Origin of the sequence: Variovorax sp. NFACC27, from assembly GCF_048301545.1 — a bacterium.
Lineage (GTDB): Bacteria > Pseudomonadota > Gammaproteobacteria > Burkholderiales > Burkholderiaceae_C > Variovorax > Variovorax gossypii.
In genome coordinates this window covers 7,622,332-7,640,121 of record NZ_CP157613.1, presented here as the reverse complement: position 1 = coordinate 7,640,121, position 17,790 = coordinate 7,622,332, and the positions used below count along the sequence as shown (strand labels likewise).

19 protein-coding genes are annotated in these 17,790 nt (G+C 67.2%); 9 read left to right on the top strand and 10 right to left on the bottom strand.

Annotated elements, in window-relative coordinates; all coding sequences use genetic code 11:
- Positions 1–5 precede the first annotated feature (5 nt).
- On the bottom strand, positions 6–1,259 hold the full coding sequence (locus ABL840_RS35795; protein WP_206169389.1) for an efflux RND transporter periplasmic adaptor subunit: 1,254 nt from the start codon (positions 1,257–1,259) through the stop codon (positions 6–8).
- Between the two features lie 135 nt (positions 1,260–1,394).
- Here ABL840_RS35795 and baeS point away from each other — a divergent pair, with 135 nt between their 5' ends.
- Positions 1,395–2,783 carry a sensor histidine kinase efflux regulator BaeS gene (gene baeS / locus ABL840_RS35790; protein WP_093306997.1) on the top strand — a complete coding sequence of 463 codons (1,389 nt, stop codon included), beginning with the start codon at positions 1,395–1,397 and terminating at the stop codon, positions 2,781–2,783.
- 16 nt (positions 2,784–2,799) lie between these two features.
- Positions 2,800–3,504, top strand: a complete 705-nt coding sequence (locus tag ABL840_RS35785) for a response regulator (protein ID WP_093306914.1) — start codon at positions 2,800–2,802, stop codon at positions 3,502–3,504.
- Positions 3,505–3,622: 118 nt separating this feature from the next.
- Here the strand turns inward: ABL840_RS35785 and ABL840_RS35780 are convergent, their stop codons facing one another.
- The 9 genes from ABL840_RS35780 to ABL840_RS35740 are packed head-to-tail and all read right to left on the bottom strand — an operon-like array spanning position 3,623 to position 12,283.
- Positions 3,623–5,008, bottom strand: coding sequence for a hypothetical protein (locus tag ABL840_RS35780; RefSeq protein ID WP_093306915.1), 1,386 nt, complete (start codon positions 5,006–5,008; stop codon positions 3,623–3,625).
- Positions 4,990–6,162, bottom strand: a complete 1,173-nt coding sequence (locus ABL840_RS35775; protein WP_093306916.1) for a DegT/DnrJ/EryC1/StrS family aminotransferase — start codon at positions 6,160–6,162, stop codon at positions 4,990–4,992. Before ABL840_RS35775 ends, ABL840_RS35780 begins: the two co-directional genes overlap by 19 nt.
- Entirely contained in the window at positions 6,159–7,127 is a 969-nt protein-coding gene (locus ABL840_RS35770; RefSeq protein ID WP_093306917.1) for a Gfo/Idh/MocA family protein, read from the bottom strand. The genes ABL840_RS35775 and ABL840_RS35770 overlap by 4 nt, the downstream gene beginning before the upstream one ends.
- Positions 7,128–7,157: 30 nt before the next feature.
- The gene (locus ABL840_RS35765; protein ID WP_093306918.1) at positions 7,158–7,937 is read right to left on the bottom strand and encodes a hypothetical protein; all 780 of its coding nucleotides are present in this window, start codon (positions 7,935–7,937) and stop codon (positions 7,158–7,160) included.
- Positions 7,934–9,331, bottom strand: coding sequence for a glycosyltransferase (locus ABL840_RS35760; RefSeq protein ID WP_418116116.1), 1,398 nt, complete (start codon positions 9,329–9,331; stop codon positions 7,934–7,936). Before ABL840_RS35760 ends, ABL840_RS35765 begins: the two co-directional genes overlap by 4 nt.
- Positions 9,328–10,329, bottom strand: a complete 1,002-nt coding sequence (lipA, locus tag ABL840_RS35755) for a lipoyl synthase (RefSeq protein ID WP_093306919.1) — start codon at positions 10,327–10,329, stop codon at positions 9,328–9,330. Before lipA ends, ABL840_RS35760 begins: the two co-directional genes overlap by 4 nt.
- 7 nt (positions 10,330–10,336) lie before the next feature.
- A complete protein-coding gene (gene lipB, locus ABL840_RS35750; protein WP_093306920.1) occupies positions 10,337–11,038 on the bottom strand; it encodes a lipoyl(octanoyl) transferase LipB in 702 nt (233 codons plus the stop codon).
- Positions 11,039–11,069: 31 nt separating this feature from the next.
- Complete coding sequence (locus ABL840_RS35745) at positions 11,070–11,378, bottom strand: YbeD family protein (RefSeq protein WP_093206372.1); 309 nt, start codon at positions 11,376–11,378, stop codon at positions 11,070–11,072.
- On the bottom strand, positions 11,375–12,283 hold the full coding sequence (locus tag ABL840_RS35740; protein ID WP_093306921.1) for a D-amino acid aminotransferase: 909 nt from the start codon (positions 12,281–12,283) through the stop codon (positions 11,375–11,377). Before ABL840_RS35740 ends, ABL840_RS35745 begins: the two co-directional genes overlap by 4 nt.
- 157 nt (positions 12,284–12,440) lie before the next feature.
- Between ABL840_RS35740 and ABL840_RS35735 the strand changes: the two genes are divergently transcribed.
- The 7 genes from ABL840_RS35735 to atpG all read left to right on the top strand — a co-directional run bounded on the left by ABL840_RS35735 (position 12,441) and on the right by atpG (position 17,716).
- Entirely contained in the window at positions 12,441–12,926 is a 486-nt protein-coding gene (locus ABL840_RS35735) for an ATP synthase subunit I (protein WP_093306922.1), read from the top strand.
- A gap of 4 nt (positions 12,927–12,930) precedes the next feature.
- The gene (gene atpB / locus ABL840_RS35730; RefSeq protein ID WP_093206375.1) at positions 12,931–13,800 is read left to right on the top strand and encodes a F0F1 ATP synthase subunit A; all 870 of its coding nucleotides are present in this window, start codon (positions 12,931–12,933) and stop codon (positions 13,798–13,800) included.
- A gap of 60 nt (positions 13,801–13,860) precedes the next feature.
- Positions 13,861–14,124 carry a F0F1 ATP synthase subunit C gene (gene atpE, locus ABL840_RS35725; protein WP_019657641.1) on the top strand — a complete coding sequence of 88 codons (264 nt, stop codon included), beginning with the start codon at positions 13,861–13,863 and terminating at the stop codon, positions 14,122–14,124.
- Between the two features lie 82 nt (positions 14,125–14,206).
- The gene (locus tag ABL840_RS35720; RefSeq protein ID WP_093206376.1) at positions 14,207–14,677 is read left to right on the top strand and encodes a F0F1 ATP synthase subunit B; all 471 of its coding nucleotides are present in this window, start codon (positions 14,207–14,209) and stop codon (positions 14,675–14,677) included.
- An 8-nt stretch (positions 14,678–14,685) separates the two neighbouring features.
- A complete protein-coding gene (locus ABL840_RS35715; RefSeq protein ID WP_093206377.1) occupies positions 14,686–15,216 on the top strand; it encodes a F0F1 ATP synthase subunit delta in 531 nt (176 codons plus the stop codon).
- 38 nt (positions 15,217–15,254) lie between these two features.
- Positions 15,255–16,808: a F0F1 ATP synthase subunit alpha gene (atpA, locus tag ABL840_RS35710; protein ID WP_093206378.1), complete on the top strand. Its 1,554-nt coding sequence runs from the start codon at positions 15,255–15,257 to the stop codon at positions 16,806–16,808.
- A gap of 32 nt (positions 16,809–16,840) precedes the next feature.
- Positions 16,841–17,716, top strand: coding sequence for a F0F1 ATP synthase subunit gamma (atpG, locus tag ABL840_RS35705; protein WP_093206379.1), 876 nt, complete (start codon positions 16,841–16,843; stop codon positions 17,714–17,716).
- Positions 17,717–17,790 lie beyond the last annotated feature (74 nt).

Here is a 17,790-nt window from a genome sequence, read left to right as displayed (position 1 = left end):
CCTCCTCAGCGCGCGGTGGGCGCGGCGGCCGCGGCTGCGGCCCCCGCGCTGGCCACCGTGGCGTCGGAAGCCGCCACGGCCTTCACCGAGTCGCCCGCCTTCACCTTCAGCGAGCCCTCGACGATCACGCGCTCGCCGGCCTTCAGGCCCTCGGTGACCTGCCAGCGGTTGCCGACCGCGCGCGACACCTTCAGCGCGCGCTTCTCGACCTTGCCGTCGGCCGTGACCACCAGCGCCGACGCGTCGCCGCTGGCCGTGCGCGTCACGCCCTGCTGCGGTATCAGCAGAGCGCCCTCGGCCACGCCTTCCTCCAGCACTGCGCGCACGTACATGCCGGGCAGCAGCGTGCGATCGGGGTTCGGCACCAGGATGCGCAGCGTGACAGCACCGGTGCCTTCGTTCACCGTGACGCTGGAGAACTGCAGGCGCCCGGCGTGGCCGTAGGTGCTGCCGTCCTCCAGCAGCAGCTTCACCGAGGCTTCGCTCTTGTCGCTGCTGCCCTTGAGCGTGCCGGCCGCCAGTTCGCGCTGCAGCCGCAGCAGCTCGGTGGTCGATTGCGTCACGTCGACGTAGATCGGATCGAGCTGCTGCACCGTGGTGAGCGCAGTGGTCTGGCTGGCCGTGACCAGCGCGCCCGGCGTGACCGTGGAGGCTTCGATGCGCCCTGCGATGGGCGCAGTGATGCGCGTGAAGCCGAGGTTGATGCGCGCCGTGTCGAGCGCGGCGCGGGCCACGCCCAGCTCGGCCTCGGCCTGCTGCAGCGTGGCCTGGCTGTCTTCGCTGGTCTGCTTGCTGACGGCCTCGATCTTCGCGAGCTCCGCATTGCGGCGCGCCGTGACCTTCGCGGCGTTGACCGTCGCTTCCGACTTCGCGACGGTGGCCTGCGCGCTTGCATAGGCGGCCTTGTAGCTGGCGGGGTCGAGCTGGTAGAGCACCTGCCCGGCCTTCACCAGCGCGCCTTCCTCGAAGAGGCGCTGCTGCACGATGCCGCCCACCTGCGGGCGGATCTCGGCGCTCAGGCGGGAGCGGGTGCGCCCCGAGAGCTCGGTGGTGACGGGCTGGTTCTCGGGCTGCACCGTCACCACGCTGACCTGCGTGGCGGAAGCGCCTTGGGGTCCTGCGGCGAGGCCGGGAGGGCCGGAAGGAGAAGAAGGGCCGGGCGAAGTGGAGGAAGAGCCGGAGCATCCCGCGACAGCGCCCAGCAGGCCGATGGCCAGGGCGCACGCGAGGCCGGTGCGGTTGAAGCGGGAAGACATCATGTTCGGAGTTCCAATCAGGTTGGAACCCATGGTCTTCAGGGAATGTGGAGCGAATGTGGAGGTCCCCGCGGCCCGCACGGCCATGGGGCGGCGATGCACCGCGCGGGCCCCATCTGGCTTATCTTGTGGCCCTTCATGAAGATCAGCATCACCACCAAGCTCTTTCTCGCCGTGCTGGCCACCGCCGTGCTGGCCGTGGTCGCCATGGGCGCCGCCTCGCGCTGGAACTTCGAGCGCGGCTTCGTCGGCTATCTCAACGAACAGGGCGTAGAGCGGCTCGACGCCGTGGTGCCGAACGCCGCCGCGGCCTACCGGCTGAACGGCAGCTGGGACTTCCTGCGCGACAACCCGCGCCCCTGGTTCGAGATCATGCGGCCCGCGCCTTCCGCGTCGGGCGAGCATTTCGAGCCGGGCCGTTCGCCGGCGCTGGTGTCCGACCTGACCGGTGCCGTGCTGCGCATCTCGCTGCTCGATGTCGACAGGCGGGTGATCATCGGCTTCAGGGACGTGCGCAAGGGCGCCGTCGAGCGCGCCGTGGTGGTCGACGGCAAGACCGTGGGCTGGGTCGTCATGATGCCCTTCCAGAGCGTGAGCGAGGCCGGCGACCAGCGCTTCCAGAAGAACCAGCTGCGCGCGAGCTGGGTCATCGGCAGCCTCTGCGTGCTGCTGGCCGCGGGCATCGCATGGTGGATCGCGCGGGTGCTGCTCGCGCCCGTCAAGCGTGTGGCGACGGCTACCCATCGGCTGGCGGCGGGCGATTACGCGAGCCGCGTGGCCGTGGCCTCGCACGACGAGGTGGGGCAACTGGCGCGCGACTTCAATTCGCTCGCCAACACGCTGCAGCGCAACGAGCAGATGCGCCGCGAATTCATGGCCGACGTGTCGCACGAGCTGCGCACGCCGCTGGGCGTGCTGCACGGCGAACTCGAAGCCATGGAAGACGGCGTGCGCCGTCTCGACGCGCAGGCCGTGCGCTCGCTGCAGCACGAGGTCGGCATGCTCAACCAGCTGGTGACCGACCTCTACGACCTGTCGCTGGCCGACGTGGGCGCGCTCGCCTACCGCAAGGCCGACGTGGACGTGCGCGACCTGCTGGAGCCGAGCCTCGATGCCTTCCGCGAGCGGCTGGCCTCGGCCGGCCTGCGGCTGGAGCTGGCGCTGCCCGCGCAGCCGCTCGTGGTGTTCGCCGACGAGCGGCGCATGCAGCAGCTCTTCAGCAACCTCGTGCTCAACACCTGCCGCTACACGGACGCCGGCGGCGTGCTGCGCATCGAGGCGCGCGAGGACGGCGACCGCATCGCCATCGACCTCATGGACTCCGCGCCGGGCATCGACGAGGCCTTGCTGCCGCGCCTCTTCGAGCGCTTCTTCCGCGGCGAGGGCTCGCGCAACCGCGCCAGCGGCGGCGCGGGGCTCGGGCTGGCCATCTGCCGCAGCATCGTGGAGGCGCACGACGGAACCATCGAGGCCAAGGCCTCGCCGCTGGGCGGCGTGTGGATCGCGATCCGCATGCCGAGGGCATGAGGAGGAGGGCAGGACGATGACGACAGCAACGACGAACGACACGCCGGCGGCGACGGCCCACATCCTGATCGTCGAGGACGAGCCGCGCATGGCCGCGCTGCTCGCCGACTACCTGCGGGCGTCGGGCTACACCTCGCAATGGATCGCGAACGGGCTGGAGGCGGTGCCCAGCGTGAAGGCCCGCCGGCCCGACCTGGTGCTGCTCGACGTCATGCTGCCCGGGCAGGACGGCATGAGCGTGTGCCGCGAGCTGCGGCAGTTCAGCGAGGTGCCGGTGATCATGCTCACGGCGCGCGTCGAGGAGGCCGACCGACTGATGGGGCTCGAGATCGGCGCGGACGACTACATCTGCAAGACGCCCTTCAGCCCGCGCGAGGTGGTGGCGCGCGTGAAGGCGCTGCTGCGGCGCAGCGGCTATGCGGCGCGCGAGGCGTCGCCGCTGCAGATCGACGCGCAGGCCTACAAGGCCGCCTGGCAGGGCACGCCGCTGGATCTCACGCCGGTCGAGTTCCGCCTGCTGAAGGCGCTGGCCGACGCGCGCGGCCGCGTGCTCTCGCGCGACAGGCTGCTCGACCATGTGCATGCCGACCAGCGCGCCGTGACCGATCGCGCGGTCGACAGCCACGTCAAGAACCTGCGCCGCAAGCTCGACGCGGCGAGCGGAGGGCAGGAACTGATCCGGTCGATCTACGGGGTCGGCTACAGGCTCGACTTACCGTGAAACTCCCCCAGGCTTCGCGCACTTCGTGTCGCTGCGCCAACCCCCTCGCCGGGGGCGACACCTGCGGCCCGGCGAAGCCGGTTCCGCGGTGTCTCGCGAAGGGGCTGCGCCTGATTCTCTAGCCGTCGGCGTCGCGCGCGAGGCTGCGCTGGTTCCATGCGTGCATCGATGCGGCACGCTGCGGCGTGTATTGCGTAGGGAAATGCACGAAGTGGCTCTCGCCAGTGGCGTAGATCACGGGGGCGTCGAGCGACAGGGCATCGACCACCTGCGCCTGCGTGATGAGGCCGCGCGCCCTGAACGCGTTCGCGAAGTAGGTCTGGTCGCCGCCGTTGGCGTGGATCGACGAGCGGTCGGGCGCGTTCTCGATCTGCTGGCAGACGTCCTCGACCAGCGCATGCATCGCGGGCGTGTTGCGCACGCCGACCACGCTGGAATTCATGTTCCACGCCGTGTGGTCGTTGCCCACCAGGGCATCCCGTCCCTCGACCAGCGGCTCCATGCGCAGCGACTGGTTCATCGCGATGATGTCCGCGTCGACCCACAGCAGGAACTCGTGCTCGGCGAGGTGGCGCCGCATCACGTGCGGCTTGGCCCACGAGCCCGTCAGCCCGTTCGCGAACTCCGGCACCTTGCGGTAGAGATGATAGCCGTAGCCATGCCGCAGGCAGTAGCGCGCGAAGCTCTCCTCGTGGGTGCGGCCGTAGCTCGCGATGTGGTGCGTGTAGATGCTCACGAAGGCGATGCGCGCGCCGGGGTTCAGGTGCAGCTCGTCGCCCTCCGGCTGCGCGGCTTCGGAGAGCGCGAGGCAGGGCGGGCGTTCGCCGGCGGCCAGCGCGGCGGCCTCGTCGACCAGGTTCTGCACGCCGCGGAAGTCATAGTCCAGCGTCGGCGTCCACCGGTTGCCGGGCCCTGTGCGGCGCCAGGTGGGCGCGTCGCTGGCCACCAGCGGCCGCACGCCGCGGATGGAGTCGTGATAGCCGCCGCCGGGCCAGCTGGCCTGCACGTTGGGATAGACGCCGTTGGGCAGCGCCAGGCCGCAGGGGCGGGGCGGAAAGACGTGCGCGACCAGCGAGTTCTCCGGCTGCTCGTCGTCTTCCAGGATGCGCACCGCCCAGTGGGAGACATGGTCGACCAGCTGGCGAAGCTTCTCGCGCACCTCGGCCGTGTTGCGCAGCAGGAGCATGCTGGTGTTGCAGAGCGCGTCGTCGTCGGGCTGCGCGCTGACCAGCGCGTCGACGCCCGCGAAAGTCTCTTCCAGCGCACGGGGCTCGTAGACCACCGCGAACTGGTCGAGCACCAGCAGCAGGCTGCCTTCGCCGATCTGCGCCAGGTGGTGGTAGATCGCGTGGTAGCGGAAGTAGACCGGCTGGCGTGGGCCCCACACATGGGTGCTGTCGACGACGCGGTGCGCGTAGCCGTGCCGCCGCGCATAGGCCGCGTGGTTCTCGACCAGGCCCGGGACGGGGCGGGTCGACAGCGTGGTCAGGACGGTGGCTGGCATGTCGTCGGGTGCTGATCGCCTGGGGCTCGGGCTGCTTGCCGTACGGCATCGATGATGTACCCGATTTCCTCGTCGTCGAGCATCGGGTACAGCGGCAATGCGAGCGAACAGCCGGCCAGCCTTTCACTGTGCGGCAGGGCACCGCGGTCGCCGTGCCAGGGCCGTAGCGCCTCGTGCAGGTGAAGCGGCTGCTCGTAGTAGACGCGGGTGGCGATGCCGGACGCTGCCAGCCGGGCCGCGAAGTTCTCTCGCTCGAGCGGACCGGGCAGCCGGACGACGAAGTAGTTCCAGGCGTGGCCGGCCGAGTCTTTCGGCAGGCGCATCGGCAGGTCCGACCAGGCCGCGAGGTAGCGCGCGGCGATGGCGCGACGCCGCGCGAGGTTCGCGGGGAAGTCGTCGAGCGCGGCGTGGAGCAGGCAGGCCTGCAGCTCGTCCATGCGGCTGTTGTGCCCGAGGCAGCGATGAAGGCCGTCGCGGTAGCCGTGGTTGCGCAGCAGCCGGGCCTTGTCCGCGTGGCGCGGGTCCTTGAAGGCCAGGGCACCGGCGTCGCCGGCGGCGCCCAGGGTCTTGGTCGGATAGAAGCTCATCGCCGCGGCATCGCCCCAGGTGCCGGCGTGACCTGCCGCGGCGCCGTCGTCGGACTGGGCTCCCAGGCACTGCGCCACGTCCTCGACCAGCAGCAGCCCTTCGTCGCGGCACCAGTCGGCCAGCTCGGGCAGGCTGCTCGCATCGCCGAACAGGCCCACCGCGAGGATCGCGCGCGTACGAGGCGTGCGGGCCTTGCGGAAATCCTCGGGCATGGGGATGAAGTCGTCCGGCGCGCTGTCGACGAAGACCGGCCGCGCGCCGGCTGCGAGCACCGCTTCCGCACAGGCCACGAAGGTGTAGGCCGGCACCAGGACTTCGTCCAGCGCGTCGCCGCCGCCCGCGCTTCCGATGCCGAGGCTCTTGAAGGCCAGCAGCAGCGCCTCGGAGCCCGACCCTGCTGCCACCGTCTCGCGGCCTTGCAGCAATGCCGACAGCCGCGTCTCCAGGGATTGGACCTGCGGACCGAGGATGTAGGTGCCGCTGCGCAGCACGCCGGCGAGGGACTGGGCCAGGCGCGCCGCCGTCGGTTCGGCGGAAGCCGCCGGCCGGAACAGCGGGATCTTCATGCGCGCAGTATCTGGCAGGCGCGGGTGACGGCCGCCAGGCCATCCGCGCCGGACGCGATGCGGCTGGGCTCGCCCAGCACCGCGCGCCGGAAGCCCTGGTACTGGCGCGCCAGGGCATCGTCGCCGTTGGCCGCCGTTGTCGACGCCGCGCCGCGCAGGTCCAGCCATTGCTCGCGATGGTTGTCGCACAGCTGCAGCCGGGCCGCGGGCAGGCTGCCGTAGCCGCTCTCGAACTCGGCGACCAGCGCATCCAGCCGCACGCGGGCGCGCACGCCGTGCGCATCGACATGCAGCGTGAGCAGCTCGAGTGGCGCCTCGGCGGGAATTGCGCACAGCCATGCGAACAGGTCGAGGTCGTGCACCATCAGGTCCAGCACGCTGTCCCTGGCGGTCGCGATGCGGGTCGAGCAGCGCCGGAAGCGCATGAACGGACGGGCGCTCCGGCTCTGGCGATGGTTCGTGGCCGCATTGCGCAGCCGGCCCAGGAGCACCTCGTCGAACACCGGGTTGAAGCGCTCGATGTGTCCGGTGCCGAGGGTGACGCCGCATTGCCGCGCCGTGCGGATCATCAGGGCGCCTTCGTGCCGGTCGATGCACAGCGGCTTTTCCACCAGCACATGACAGCCGCGTCGCATCAAAGCCATCGCGACCTCGGCATGCGCGTCGTCGCAGGTGGCGACGGTGGCCGAGGCGATGTCCCGCGGCATGTCGTCCAGGCTGGACAGCAACGGCAGCGCGGCAAGCTCGCTTGCGACGCGGGCCGACGGCGAGCAATCGACCAGCGCGCGCAGATGGAAGCCTTGCAGGGAGAGGAGCTTGCGGGCGTGCACGCAGCCGAAGCGGCCGATGCCCACGACAGCATGGGACAGCGCGGTGTCGGCGGCAAGCGGGGCCGGTACGGTGACGACGGGATCGGCGACGGTGGCCGTGCTGTCGTCGTCGCTGGCGGGCGTCGTGAAGATCATCGCGGCGTCGTCGCTGGCTGATGCGTCAGGTCAACGGCGAATGGCGCCGCGCAGCCGGTCGGCCACGGCCTGCAGGTGGGAGCCGCGGATCACGTGCTTGTAGACGCCGGCGGCGACGCGTTCTTCGCCGAAGACTTCGAAGGCGGGCTTGCCCGCGGGCGGCTGGGCCAGTTCGTAGCGCGTGGGCTGTGCGGCGAAGAGGCATTCGCGGCCGTAGGCCTGGGCGCCGAACTCGGCGATGAAGCCCGCCAGCTCCTGCTCCAGCTGGCCGCCGAAATGGCGCGCGTAGCCGTGCATGTCGTCCAGCTTGGCCTGCAGCTCGTTCGCATCGAGCTCGACCACGACGTGGCGCTCGGACGCCAGCCGCGCCGGCGGGCTGGGGTGGCCCACGGTGGGATAGCCGAGCGAGACGACCTCGCGGCCGCGCGCCACGACCTGCGCCGCGACCTGGTTGGCCATCAGGCGGCACATGTCGTGCGAAGGGTTGTAGTCCTCGGCTTCGTCGGCGACGATGCAGTCGATACCCTGCTCGACGACGTGATCGGCCAGCGCATCGACCCATCGCGTGAAGAGGCTCGTGTCGCCTTCGAGAAGGGCGCGGTAGATGTCGGCGTCGGCGACCGGCTGCACTACCTCCGGGATCCAGCGGGCACCGGCGCGCGAGAGATTGTCGACCGTCGGTTCGAGCCGCGGCACGCCGGTCGATCCGGCGCCGTTGGTCAGCACCACGAAGTCGGGCCGCTCGTTGCGCAGCCACTTCCAAAGCAGCAGCTCATGCCCCGAATGGGCGGCGATCACCAGCGCCTTCATGCCTGCGGTTCGCCTGGGCGAACCAGGGTCGAGATGCGGCGCAGCGGCCCGGTCACGCGCCACGAGCGGCTGGCGTAGACCTCGCGCAGCTGCGCCTGGAGCAGGGCGAGTTCGGTGCGTGCCTGCTGCACTTGCCGCTCGGCTTCGGCCAGCCGCTCGTTGCAGTGCGCATTCGACTGCGCCGCGTGCTCCGCCTGGCGCTGCGCCTCGGCCTGTACCGCCTCGATCCGGCTCTGGTACATGTGCTGGTGGTCGTTGAAGGACTGCTGCAGCCCCGCAACATGCTGGTGCAGCGATGCGATGGTCAGCTGCGCGGCCGAAGGATTGCCGCGCCGGATCCAGTCCTGCATGTAGCGGGACATCTCGTCCGCCCGCTGGCCGGCGGGAATTTCGATCACCGTGTGTTGCCGGACCATGCGCAGCACGCAGCCTTCGAGCGCGCCTAGCGTGGCGTCGAGACTGCCGTGCGTGCGCATCCACTCGCCGGAGCTGGCGGCATCTTCGGCGTCGTAGCGGTCGAGTTCAGCGCCCACGCTTTCCCGCGTGATCGGACGGATCAGCAGCGCCCGGCCGAAATTCCAGCGCCGCGCGTGGGCGATCGTGGAAGCCGTCACCATCTCGCCCATGCCCCAGACCGGGTCGAGAACCACCACCGCGTTACCGGTGCACAGCGCCTCGGTGGCGCAGCGGCCCTTGCCGAAGACGATGTCGTAGCGGCCCAGCGCCTCGGCCGGGTCGGGCAGGTGGTTGCCGGTGCCGCTGCCGATCACGTCCAGCGACAGCCCGCGCTGCACGCAGGCGGCGCGGATTTCCTCGAGCTGCTCGTTGTGCGAGGCGTAGTTGCTGAAGACGAGCGCCGTGCGGGCCCGCTGCGGCAGTGCGCCGCGCCGAGGAAAGCGAGAGAGGTCGACGCCGTTCTGGATCAGCTCGATGCGCTCGCGTTCGATGCCGAACTCGTGCACCAGCCGCTGCGCGCAGTTCTCGTCGACCGCCACATGGCGCACGACCTGCGCGAACTGAGCGGGCCGCCCATGGTCGTCGCTGCGGTCGTGGCAGATCGTGATGACCGGCACGTCGTGGAAATGCAGCAGGGCTCTAACCGTCTCGTGGTGCGTGTTGCCGACGATGGTGTCCGGTCGCGCCGCCATGTCGGCCAGGTCGGTGACGCAGGCGATGGAGGCGAAGCGCAGCTCGTTCGCCATGTCGCCGAAGGCCGTCGCGAAGATGGTGACGGCGTGCCCGCGGCGTCGCAGCCACATCGCCAGGTCGCGCGTGAACATCTCGGCGCCCGTGCGATGCAGCAGGTAGCACATCGCCAGGAGGATGTGCAGGGGCTTGCCCTGCCGCGGTGCGTCGTCCGCAGCGGGCTGTGTCGCCGCGGTGTCGTTGCTCAATCGAGCGCCGGCGCGCCGGCCAGAACGTGTCCTGCCTGCTGGTCTGCGTGGTAGCTCGACCGCACCATCGCGCCCACGGCGGCGTGGCTGAAGCCCATCTTGTAGGCCTCTTCCTCGAACATCTTGAAGGTGTCGGGGTGCACGTAGCGGCGCACCGGCAGGTGCGAGCCCGACGGCGACAGGTACTGGCCGATGGTCAGCATGTCGATGTCGTGGGCGCGCATGTCGCGCATGACCTGCAGGATCTCTTCGTCGGTCTCGCCGAGGCCGACCATGATGCCGCTCTTGGTGGGCACGTTGGGGTGCAGCGCCTTGAACTTCTTCAGCAGGTTCAGGCTGAACTGGTAGTCGCTGCCGGGACGCGCTTCCTTGTAGAGGCGCGGCGCGGTTTCCAGGTTGTGGTTCATCACGTCCGGCGGCGCGGCCTTGAGGATCTCGAGGGCGCGGTCGTCGCGGCCGCGGAAGTCGGGCACGAGGATCTCGATCTGGGTGGTGGGCGAGAGCTCGCGGATATTCCTGATGCAGTCGACGAAGTGCTGGCTGCCGCCGTCGCGCAGGTCGTCGCGGTCGACGCTGGTGATCACCACGTACTTCAGGCGCAGCTTGGCGATGGTCTTCGCGAGGTTGAGCGGCTCGTCCTTGTCGAGCGGATCGGGGCGGCCGTGGCCCACGTCGCAGAACGGGCAGCGCCGGGTGCACTTGTCGCCCATGATCATGAAGGTGGCCGTGCCCTTGCCGAAGCATTCGCCGATGTTCGGGCAGGAAGCCTCTTCGCAGACGGTGTGCAGGTTGCTCTCGCGCAGGACCTGCTTGATCTCGTAGAAGCGCGTGGTGGGGCTGCCGGCCTTGACGCGGATCCAGTCGGGCTTCTTGAGCACTTCGCCGCTCTGCACCACCTTGACGGGAATGCGCGAGAGCTTGGCCGCCGCTTTCTGCTTGGCCAGGGGGTTGTAGGTTTCGGCGCTTTGCGCGTCGCGGACGACTTCTGTGGTGCTCATCGGTATGTCAAGGCGCCAGGAAGGTGGAGAGCTTCTGGCTCAGCACCGCGGCGGCTTCTTCCCATGTGGTTTGGATGCCGATTGTAGAAAGGTCGACCGTTTGCAGGCCGGCATAGCCGCAAGGGTTGATGCGCGAGAAGGGTTCGAGGTCCATCCGCACGTTGAGCGCCACGCCGTGGTAGGTGGCGTGGCGGCTCACCTTGATGCCCAGCGCGGCGATCTTGCCGAGGCCGCGGAACGGGTCGGCGGCGGGCATCGGGCCGGTCAGCGCTGCGTGGGAGAACGGGTCGTCCAGCCGCACGTAGATGCCGGGGGCGCCCGCCACGCGGTGGCCCGTGACGCCGAAATGGGCCAGCGTGCGAAGCACCGATTCCTCGATGCGAAACACATATTCCTTGACGAAGTAGCCCGCGCGCCGCAGGTCGATCAGCGGGTAGGCCACCACCTGGCCGGGGCCGTGGAAGGTGACCTGCCCGCCCCGGTCGGTCTGCACGATGGGGATGGCGCCGGGGTTCAGGATGTGGTCCTGCTTGCCCGCGATGCCTTGCGTGAAGACCGGGGCGTGCTCGCAAATCCATAGCGCATCGGGCGTGTCGGGCGTGCGCTCGAACGTGAACTGCTTCATCGCCGCGAAGGTGTCGGCGTAGTCGACGCGACCCAGCGCGAGCAGTTCGATGGCGGGAACGGCGATGGCGGCTGAGTCTGTCATTGCATGGCCTGCCGTGCGAACGGCTTGCAGGTCAAAGCACGACCTTGACCATCGGGTGCGAGGACAGCGCGCGATACAGGTCGTCGAGCTGTTCCCGGCTGGTGGCCGTGACTGTGATGGTCACGCCGAGGTAGTTGCCGGCCTTGCTGTCGCGCAGCTCGACGGTGGTGGCGTCGAACGTGGGATCGAAGCGTTCAGCGATCTGCGTGATGGCGTGCACGAAGCCGTCGGCCTTGGCACCCATCACCTTGATCGGGAACTGCGAGGGGTACTCGATCAGCGATTCCTTGCGCGGATCGGGGATCGAGGTGGTTTCGGTGGTGGTCGTGTTGTCGGTCATGCCGGGACTCCGTGCTTCTGCTGCTTCTGCGTTTGTGCGTTGTGTACCTTGGCCTCCTGGTAGGCCTCGTACAAGCTCTTGTAGATGGGGCCGGGGCGGCCATTGCCAATAAGCTTGCCGTCGAGCGTGACGACCGGCAGCAGTTCCTTGCTGGCCGAGGAGATCAGCACTTCATCGGCGGCGAACACTTCCTCGCGCGAGATGGGGCGCAGCGCGAAGGGAATACCGAGTGTCTTGCTGAGACGCTCGAACAGGCCGTAGCGGATGCCGGTCAGCACGAGGTTGTTCTTGGGCGGGCCCATCAGCTTGCCGTCCTTCACGATCCACACGTTGCTCGACGAGGCCTCGCTGAGCCAGTCGTCGCGGAACATGATGGTCTCGGCCGCGCCGGCCTCCACGCTGATCTGGCGCGCGAGCACCGCGCCCAGCAGGCTGGTGCTCTTGATGTGCGCCTTCTGCCAGCGGAAGTCGGCCGCGGTGACGCAGGCCACGCCCTTGGCGCGCACAGCCTCGGAGCTGGGCGGCAGCGGGTTCACCATCACGAACACGGTGGGGCGGATGCCGCGCACCATCGCGTGGTCGCGCGGGGCCACGCCGCGCGTTACCTGAAAGTACACTGACTGGGGCTCATCCCCGCCGGGCGCGACGAGGCGCATCACGATCTCCCGCCATTGCTCGAGCGAGAGCGGGTTCTCGATCTGCAGCTCCGCGAGAGAGCGATCGAGGCGCGCCATGTGCTCCTCGAAGCAGAAGGGCTGGCCGAAGTAGACGGGGACGTATTCGTAGATGCCGTCGCCGAAGATGAAGCCGCGATCGAGGACGCTGATCTTCGCGTCGCGCAGGGCGGTGTACTCGCCATCGAGGTAACAAAGCGTGGCGGGCAGGGCGTCGGTGATAGGGTGCATGGAGGAATTATGGTTGTGCACGCCGCGTCGGGTTCGCGTCAGGGAATGCAGTGCCGATTTGCGTGCGCGACAGCGCGGGTGGCGGGACAGGCTGGGTTTTTACTTATAATCAATGGCTTTGTAGAAATTCTGGGTCGTCATCCGGGCTTCATTCGAAATGAAAACAATCGCCCGCCAGGACTCGGAGGTCGCTGAAGACCTCGACGCAGAATTCAAGCCGTTGACCGCCGATGAGGCGCGTGAACTGCGAGCAAAGAACCCATCGATCTCCCCGTGGCGGGTGATCGCGGGTCAGTTGGTTGTCGGTCTGGTGGTGGCTTTGGCTGCCTGGGGGCTGACGGGGAGGCAAAATCTGGGCTGGTCCGCCGCATATGGCGCGATCGCGGTGGTTGTTCCATCGGCGGTCTTCGCACGCGGGCTGACCGGCCGGTTTTCCTCCCTGAATCCGGGCACTGCGGTGTTCGGGTTCTTCCTGTGGGAAATGGTCAAGATGGCCTTGTCGGTGGCGATGCTGATCGCTGCGCCAAGGCTGATTACGGCGCTGAGCTGGCCAGCAATGCTGATCGGCCTGGTGGTGACAATGAAGGCGGCCTGGTTGGCGGTGATGTTCTCGCCCCGGCGCCGGAAACTGAGAGACGAGTAACGGAATGGCTGCTGAAAACGCTGCGGAACATGGTCAGACCGCTGGTGAATACATCGTTCACCACTTGACGCACCTGCAAAGCTCCAAGCCCGGAGGTGTGGCCGACTTCTCGGTTTTCAACTTCGACTCTCTCTTTTTCTCGATCACGCTCGGCATCCTGGGTTGCTGGTTGCTCTGGCTGGCTGCCCGCAAGGCCACTTCGGGTGTTCCCGGCCGTTTTCAAGCGGCTGTCGAACTGCTCGTCGAAATGGTCGACCAGCAGGCCAAGGGCATCGTCCACAACGCCACGAGCCGCAAGTTCGTCGCTCCGCTGGCCCTGACCATCTTCGTCTGGATCTTCCTGCTGAACGCAATGGACCTGTTCCCGGTCGATTTGTTCCCGGCGATCTGGGCCAAGATTTTCCACATCGCGGGCGAAGATCCGCACCACGCCTATCTGCGTGTCGTGCCCACCGCCGACCTGTCGGTGACCATGGGCATGTCGGTGGCTGTGCTGCTGATCTGCATCTACTACAACATCAAGATCAAGGGCGCCGGCGGCTGGGTCCACGAGCTGTTCACCGCGCCCTTCGGCAATCACTGGGCTCTGTACCCCTTCAACTTCGCCATGCAGATGATCGAGTTCGTCGCCAAGACGGTCTCGCACGGCATGCGGTTGTTCGGCAACATGTACGCTGGCGAACTGATCTTCCTGCTGATCGCCCTGATGGGTGGTGCCTGGTCCATGTCGGCCACCGGCATCGGCCTGGCCATCGGCCACATCATTGCGGGCACGGCCTGGGCCATCTTCCACATCCTGATCATCACGCTGCAAGCCTTCGTGTTCATGATGCTGACGCTGGTCTACATCGGCCAGGCCCACGATCACCACTGATCATCAGTTTTCGTTCTTGTTTTTGTTTTTCTCTTCAACCAAAGTCCTCTAGGAGTCATCATGGAAGTTATTAGCTTTGTTGCACTGGCCGCCGGCCTGATCATCGGTCTGGGCGCTGTGGGCGCATGTATCGGCATCGGCATCATGGGCAGCAAGTACCTCGAGTCGGCCGCACGTCAGCCCGAACTCATGGGTGAACTCCAAACCAAGATGTTCCTGCTGGCTGGTCTGATCGACGCCGCTTTCATTATCGGCACCGGTATCGCCCTGTGGTTCGCAACGGCCAACCCGTTCCTGTCGCAAATCGCCAACCTGCCGAAGTAAGTCTTTCTCGTCGGACCTGCGTCGTCGTTCTCTGGCCCTGCTAGCGAATGGCTTCGATTCAATCCCATAGAGAGGGTGAAAAGTGAGCATTACCGGTACCCTGATCGTTCAGATGATCGTGTTCCTGATCCTGGTCGGGTTCACGATGAAGTACGTGTGGCCGCCGATCGCGAAGGCGCTGGACGACCGCGCCGCGAAGATCGCCGAAGGCCTCGCTGCAGCCGACAAGGCCAAGTCCGAGTTGTCCGCCGCCAACAAGCGCGTGGAAGCCGAACTGGGTCAGGCGCGCAACGAGTCCGCGCAACGTCTTGCCGACGCCGAACGTCGCGCCCAGGCCATCGTTGAAGAGGCCAAGGCCCGCGCGACCGAGGAAGGCAACAAGATCGTCGCCGCCGCACGCGCCGAAGCCGAACAGCAGGCACTGAAGGCCCGCGAAGCCCTGCGCGAGCAGGTCGCCGCACTGGCCGTCAAGGGCGCAGAGCAGATTCTGCGCAAGGAAGTGAATGCGGGCGTTCACGCCGACCTGCTCGCCCGTCTGCAGACCGAACTCTGATAGAAGCCATGGCAGAACTCGCCACCATTGCACGCCCCTACGCCGAGGCGCTTTTCAAGGCTTCGTCGTCCGACGTCGCCGGAACCAGCGCCTGGCTCGAAAAGATTGCCGCCATCGCGGCCAATCCGGAGCTCCAGCAGTTCGCCGACAACCCGAAGGCCACGGCCGAACAGGTGGTCGGCGTGGTCGCCGGTGCATTCGGTGCACCGCTGGCTCCCGCTGCCCAGAACTTCCTGTCCGCGCTCCTCGAGAACGGGCGTTTTTCGGTGCTGCCGGAAATTGCGAAGCAGTTCCGGGCACTGGCCAACGCGAAGAGCGGTTCGTCCGACGCCGTTGTCTACAGCGCCTTCCCGATCGAAGCCGCGGCCCTGGCCAACGTTTCGGCCGCGCTCGAAAAGCGCTTCGGTCGCAAGCTCCAGGTCACGGTTCGGCAAGAGCCCGAACTGATCGGCGGCATCCGTGTGGTGGTCGGCGACGAGGTGCTCGACACCTCCGTCAAAGCGCGCCTTGAACAAATGAAAGTTGCGCTGGTGGCCTGACGGCTCCCGGCCCCTTACAAAGAAAGAAGGAAAGAGTCATGCAACTCAATCCCGCAGAAATTTCCGAACTGATCAAGAGCCGCATCGAGGGCCTCGGGGTCAGCGCCAACATCCGCAACGAAGGCACCGTGGTGTCGGTGACCGACGGTATCGTGCGCATCCACGGCCTGTCCGACGCGATGCAGGGCGAAATGCTGGAGTTCCCGCCCACGGCTGACGGCACGCCGTCGTTCGGCCTCGCGCTGAACCTCGAGCGCGACTCGGTCGGCGCCGTGATTCTGGGCGAGTACGAGCACATCTCCGAAGGCGACACCGTCAAGTGCACGGGCCGCATCCTGGAAGTGCCCGTGGGCCCCGAGCTCATCGGCCGCGTGGTGAACGCCCTGGGCCAGCCGATCGACGGCAAGGGTCCGGTCAACGCCAAGATGACCGACGTGATCGAGAAGGTCGCGCCGGGCGTGATCGCCCGCAAGTCGGTCGACCAGCCGATGCAGTCCGGCCTGAAGTCCATCGACTCGATGGTGCCCGTCGGCCGCGGCCAGCGCGAGCTGATCATCGGCGACCGCCAGACCGGCAAGACGGCCGTGGCCATCGACGCGATCATCAACCAGAAGGGTCAGAACATGACCTGTGTCTACGTTGCGATCGGCCAGAAGGCTTCGTCGATCAAGAACGTGGTGCGCGCACTGGAACAAGCCGGTGCCATGGACTACACGATCGTGGTCGCTGCTTCCGCTTCGGAATCGGCCGCCATGCAGTACGTGTCGGCCTACTCGGGCTGCACGATGGGTGAATACTTCCGCGACCGCGGCGAAGACGCGCTGATCGTCTATGACGACCTGTCCAAGCAGGCCGTTGCCTACCGTCAAGTGTCGCTGCTGCTGCGCCGCCCGCCGGGCCGCGAAGCCTACCCCGGCGACGTGTTCTATCTCCACAGCCGTCTGCTCGAGCGCGCGGCCCGCGTGAACGCCGACTACGTCGAAGCCTTCACCAAGGGCGCGGTCAAGGGCAAGACCGGTTCGCTGACCGCACTGCCGATCATCGAAACGCAAGCCGGCGACGTGTCCGCGTTCGTTCCGACCAACGTGATCTCGATCACCGACGGCCAGATCTTCCTGGAAACCAACCTGTTCAACGCAGGTATCCGCCCCGCCATCAACGCCGGTATCTCGGTGTCGCGCGTGGGTTCGTCGGCCCAGACGAAGATCATCAAGGGCCTGTCCGGCGGTATCCGTACCGACCTGGCCCAGTACCGTGAACTGGCTGCGTTCGCGCAGTTCGCTTCCGACCTCGACGAAGCCACCCGCAAGCAGCTCGACCGCGGTGCCCGCGTGACCGAACTGCTGAAGCAGCCGCAATACAGCCCGCTGCCGATCTCGCTGATGGGCGCGTCGCTGTTCGCAGTGAACAAGGGCTTCATGGACGACCTCGAGATCAAGCAGGTGCTGCCGTTCGAACATGGCCTGCACCAGTTCCTGAAGTCCAGCCACGCCGCGCTGCTCGACAAGATCGAGAAGGCAAAGGCTCTCGACAAGGAATCGGAAGCCGAACTGCTGGCCGCCGTGACCTCGTTCAAGAAGTCGTTCGCCTGATCGACCCTTGATCGACGCAAGAAGGAGCTCTCATGGCAGCTGGTAAGGAAATCCGCGGCAAGATCAAATCGGTGGAAAACACCAAGAAGATCACCAAGGCCATGGAAATGGTCTCGGTTTCCAAGATGCGCAAGGCGCAGGAACGCATGCGCGCCGCTCGCCCCTACAGCGAAAAGATCCGCAACATCGCGGCCAACCTCGGCAAGGCGAACCCGGAGTACACCCACGCGTTCATGAAGACGAACGACGCCAAGGGCGTCGGCTTCATCATCGTGACCAGCGACAAGGGCCTGTGCGGCGGCTTGAACACCAACCTGCTGCGTGCCGTCACGGGCAAGCTGCGCGAAGCGCAGTCCGCGGGCAGCGTGGTCGAGTCGGTCGCCATCGGCAACAAGGGCCTGGGTTTCCTGAACCGCATCGGCGCCCGCGTGGTGGCCCATGTGACGCAGCTGGGCGACACGCCGCATCTGGACAAGCTCATCGGGCCGGTCAAGACGCTGCTGGACGCCTACGCCGAAGGCAAGCTGTCGGCCGTGTACCTGTGCTACACGAAGTTCATCAACACCATTAAGCAGGAGCCGATGGTGGAGCAGCTGCTGCCGCTGAAGGCCGAGACGCTGCAGACCGAGTCGGGACATCACTCGTGGGACTACATCTACGAGCCCGACGCGCAAAGCGTGATCGACGAGCTGCTGGTGCGCTACGTGGAATCCCTGGTCTACCAGGCAGTGGCCGAGAACATGGCGTCCGAGCACTCGGCGCGCATGGTGGCCATGAAGGCCGCGACCGACAACGCAGGCAACGTGATCAACGAGCTGAAGCTGGTCTACAACAAGACCCGCCAGGCCGGCATCACGAAGGAACTGTCGGAAATCGTGTCCGGCGCGGCTGCGGCTGCAGGCGTTTGATTGAGGCAATGCAACAGGCCGCGTTGCTGATCGGGTGCGCTCCGCGCGCCTGGTAACCCAAGGCCTTTTTTAGG

What these genes read in the sequence shown, in the direction of transcription:
- atpE (WP_019657641.1), top strand. Translation starts at nt 13,861, where the DNA reads ATGGAAGTTATTAGCTTTGTTGCACTGGCCGCCGGCCTGATCATCGGT.
- atpG (WP_093206379.1), top strand. Translation starts at nt 16,841, where the DNA reads ATGGCAGCTGGTAAGGAAATCCGCGGCAAGATCAAATCGGTGGAAAAC.
- atpA (WP_093206378.1), top strand. Translation starts at nt 15,255, where the DNA reads ATGCAACTCAATCCCGCAGAAATTTCCGAACTGATCAAGAGCCGCATC.
- ABL840_RS35765 (WP_093306918.1), bottom strand. Translation starts at nt 7,937, where the DNA reads ATGAAGGCGCTGGTGATCGCCGCCCATTCGGGGCATGAGCTGCTGCTT.
- ABL840_RS35775 (WP_093306916.1), bottom strand. Translation starts at nt 6,162, where the DNA reads ATGAAGATCCCGCTGTTCCGGCCGGCGGCTTCCGCCGAACCGACGGCG.
- atpB (WP_093206375.1), top strand. Translation starts at nt 12,931, where the DNA reads ATGGCTGCTGAAAACGCTGCGGAACATGGTCAGACCGCTGGTGAATAC.
- ABL840_RS35795 (WP_206169389.1), bottom strand. Translation starts at nt 1,259, where the DNA reads ATGATGTCTTCCCGCTTCAACCGCACCGGCCTCGCGTGCGCCCTGGCC.
- ABL840_RS35715 (WP_093206377.1), top strand. Translation starts at nt 14,686, where the DNA reads ATGGCAGAACTCGCCACCATTGCACGCCCCTACGCCGAGGCGCTTTTC.
- ABL840_RS35770 (WP_093306917.1), bottom strand. Translation starts at nt 7,127, where the DNA reads ATGATCTTCACGACGCCCGCCAGCGACGACGACAGCACGGCCACCGTC.
- ABL840_RS35780 (WP_093306915.1), bottom strand. Translation starts at nt 5,008, where the DNA reads ATGCCAGCCACCGTCCTGACCACGCTGTCGACCCGCCCCGTCCCGGGC.
- ABL840_RS35745 (WP_093206372.1), bottom strand. Translation starts at nt 11,378, where the DNA reads ATGACCGACAACACGACCACCACCGAAACCACCTCGATCCCCGATCCG.
- lipA (WP_093306919.1), bottom strand. Translation starts at nt 10,329, where the DNA reads ATGAGCACCACAGAAGTCGTCCGCGACGCGCAAAGCGCCGAAACCTAC.
- ABL840_RS35785 (WP_093306914.1), top strand. Translation starts at nt 2,800, where the DNA reads ATGACGACAGCAACGACGAACGACACGCCGGCGGCGACGGCCCACATC.
- lipB (WP_093306920.1), bottom strand. Translation starts at nt 11,038, where the DNA reads ATGACAGACTCAGCCGCCATCGCCGTTCCCGCCATCGAACTGCTCGCG.
- baeS (WP_093306997.1), top strand. Translation starts at nt 1,395, where the DNA reads ATGAAGATCAGCATCACCACCAAGCTCTTTCTCGCCGTGCTGGCCACC.
- ABL840_RS35740 (WP_093306921.1), bottom strand. Translation starts at nt 12,283, where the DNA reads ATGCACCCTATCACCGACGCCCTGCCCGCCACGCTTTGTTACCTCGAT.
- ABL840_RS35735 (WP_093306922.1), top strand. Translation starts at nt 12,441, where the DNA reads ATGAAAACAATCGCCCGCCAGGACTCGGAGGTCGCTGAAGACCTCGAC.